Below are 2917 nucleotides of genomic sequence, written 5' to 3' on the forward strand. Positions count from 1 at the left end.
CGACCGGGGGCGGCGGTAGCCGTCGCCGGGGTGATCGGCTTCGTCGGCCTGGCGGCGCCGCATCTGGTCCGTAGCCTGGTGCGCGGCGACCCCGCGCGGCTGCTGCTTCCCGCCGCCCTGACTGGCGGACTGATGCTGGTGCTCGCCGACCTGCTGGCGCGTCTGACGCCGACGGATCAAGAGTTGAAGCTGGGCGTCTTCACCGCCCTGGTCGGCGCGCCCCTGTTCGCCCTGATCGCCTGGCGGGCGGCGCGGGAGTGGCGGCTGTGACGGCGTTCCTGACGATGTGGGACGCCGACGCCAGCCTTGGCGGCCGTCCCGTGCTGGACGGCGCGGACGTTCAGGTGGAGGCCGGCGAACTGGTGGCCGTCGTCGGCCCCAACGGGGCGGGCAAGTCCAGCCTGATCCGAGCCTTCGCGAGCTTGTTGCCCCTCACGAGGGGCGTCGTTCGCTCGGGGGGCGACGACATCAGAACGCTGTCCTCTCGGGATCGCGCGGCGAGAGCGGCCTATCTGCCGCAAGAACGGCGTATCGCCTGGAACCTGCCCGCGCTGGAAGTCGCCGCCCTGGGCGCGCCCTTCCTGTCTGGCCGCGACGCCCGGCGGACCGCCCTTGCGGCCCTGGCGGAGGTCGAGGCCGATCATCTGGCCGATCGCGGCGTGGCGGAGATGTCGGGCGGGGAACGGGCCCGCGTCCTGCTGGCCCGGGCGTTGGCCGCCGGCGCGCGGGGGCTTCTGGTCGACGAACCGATCGCCGGACTGGATCCGGACGCGCAGCTGATGGTCCTGGAACGCCTTCGGGCCCGCGCCCGGGCTGGTCAGGCGGTGCTGGTCAGCCTGCACGACCTGACTTTGGCGGCGCGCTACGCCGACCGCGTCGTGGTGCTGGCGGATGGCCGCGTCGCGCCGACGCCTATCCCCTGGAGGCGCTGACACCGGACGTCCTGGCCCGGGTCTTCGGATTGTCGGCCCGATGGGTCGAAGGTCCGGACGGGCCGCTGCTGTCCAGCGGCCGCTATTCCGAAGGCTCGGGCTCCGGCGTGCGCAGCGCCTCTTCCGCCCCGTAGGTCGAATAGGGCTGGGGTCCGCTGGACGGCGGCACGCCCCGGCGCAGGTCCTGGGACAGGGTCAGCGGGCCGGTCCCGCCGTTCAGGCGGGCCTTGTAGACCTGCATGTTCTCCATGACCCGCATCATGTAATTGCGGGTCTCGGTGAAGGGCGCGCACTCGATGAAGTCGATCGGATCGACGCCGCCGCCGCGCGGATCGCCGCAGCGCGCCACCCATTGCGGCGGACGCGCCGGACCGGCGTTGTAGCCGACGGTCGTCAGCAGCATCGAACCGCCGAAATTCCCCATCAGGTCGCCCAGGTGGAAGCTGCCCAGCGTCATGTTGAAATCCGGCTCGTACAGCCGCTCGTCCGAATAGGGCAGGCCCAGCTGGCGGGCGACCTGCCGGCCGGTCGCGGGCAGGAATTGCATCATGCCGCGGGCGTTGGCGTGCGAACGGGCGCGCGGATCGAAGCTGGATTCCTGACGGGTAATGGCCAGGGTGAACTCCAGCGGCGCGGCCCCCGACACGGCGGGCGGCCGGCGGACGGGATACTGCCTCTCCGGCATCAGGAAGCCGCGCTGGCTGGCGGCGCGCCCGACCATCATGGCGGTGAAGCCTTCGCCGTAGCCGCGCGAGACGTCCATCAGCAGGGCCAGCTGCTGCGGCCCGGGCAGGTCGTCGTCCAGCTGGTAGGCGAAGACGCGAAACAGGCTGGCTTCGCCCGTCTCGCCCAGGATGCGAAGGGCGCGCACCACCTCGTTCTGCTCGAACGCGGCGCGGTCGGCTTCCGAAATCCGGGGGTCCTCCGGCAAGGTCAGGGTCGTCATGCGTCCGCGTCTCGGCGCAGCTGCGTAGAAGGTCTGGATGTGGCGAGAACCCGCCTGGTAGAACTGCACCGCCGCCGGCGTGTTGCCCTGCGCCTCGGCCGCCCGGCCCAGCCAGTAGAGGGCGCGGCCCTGGGTGATCGGCGTGGACGAGGCCTGGCGCAGGGTCTCGAAATGCCCGGCGGCGCGGGCGGGATCGTTCAGCTTGGTCAGGGCGACCCAGCCCGCGAAGAACTCGGCGTCCACCTTGCGCTCGCCGCCGGGGAAGCCGTGGCCGGCCATGGCGTCGTAGGCCGCCTGGGCGTTGCCCATGCGCAGGGCGTCCAGGAAGTAGTTGCGGCGCTCGGACCACAGGGTGTTCTGGGCGTCGGTCGAGAGCGGGGCGGGGGGCAGGGCCGACAGCAGCGGGAAGGCTTCCGACTGACGGTTCTGCGAACGCAGAATGCGCACCCGCTCAAGGGCGACCGCGGGATCCCGGGCCTGGCTGGACGACAGGCCGGCGACGACGGCGTCCGGGCTGTAGGCGGTGCGCAGCGCCATGACCGCATTGGCCACGGCCTGCCGCTCGGGCGAGGCCATCGAGACCATGGCCCGGGTCGCCGGTCCGTGCGGCCCCAAGAGCAGCATGCTCAGCCGCGCGTCGTGGTCGTCCTGGGTCAGGGTCGAGCCCCAGCGCGCCAGGATGCGGCTCTGGACGTCGGCCTCGAACGAGCGGGTCCGCCACCAGTCCTTGATCAGCCGGCGCGCCTCGTCGCCGCGGCCGCGCTGGTCCAGCGCCTCGGCCAGGGCGAAAGCCCCCTGCGCGGTGACCGGAGCGTTGCGCTCGAACAGCGACAGCGCCACGTCCGGCCCGGCGTAGGATCGGTCCAGCAGGCGTTCGGCGGCCTGCTGGCGGCTGTCGCCGCGCGGCCAACCGGCGAATCCATTCACCGCCCCGCCGACCTCGCCCCACGACATCTGCTCGGCGGAGGTGTCCAGCAGCGCCCATTCGACCAGCCGGCGCGCGGTCGGGGTCGCCGATCTGGCTGATGGCGGCGCGGGC

Annotated in this window: 3 protein-coding genes; 2 read left to right on the forward strand and 1 reads right to left on the reverse strand. The window is 72.5% G+C overall.

Annotated features, from left to right (window positions below; genetic code table 11):
• Together AC2W7C_RS16105 and AC2W7C_RS16110 are read left to right on the forward strand one after the other, a co-directional pair.
• Positions 1 to 270: iron chelate uptake ABC transporter family permease subunit (locus AC2W7C_RS16105; RefSeq protein ID WP_486002304.1), on the forward strand; the 270-nt coding region annotated here is incomplete at its 5' end.
• Complete coding sequence (locus AC2W7C_RS16110) at positions 267 to 932, forward strand: ABC transporter ATP-binding protein (RefSeq protein ID WP_486002305.1); 666 nt, start codon at positions 267 to 269, stop codon at positions 930 to 932. The genes AC2W7C_RS16105 and AC2W7C_RS16110, both read left to right, overlap by 4 nt.
• A gap of 82 nt (positions 933 to 1014) precedes the next feature.
• Here the strand turns inward: AC2W7C_RS16110 and AC2W7C_RS16115 are convergent.
• On the reverse strand, positions 1015 to 2917 hold a 1903-nt coding region (locus AC2W7C_RS16115), incomplete at its 5' end, for a lytic transglycosylase domain-containing protein (protein ID WP_486002306.1).

Source organism: Brevundimonas sp. CURTG3B2_SDJG (genome assembly GCF_057364705.1).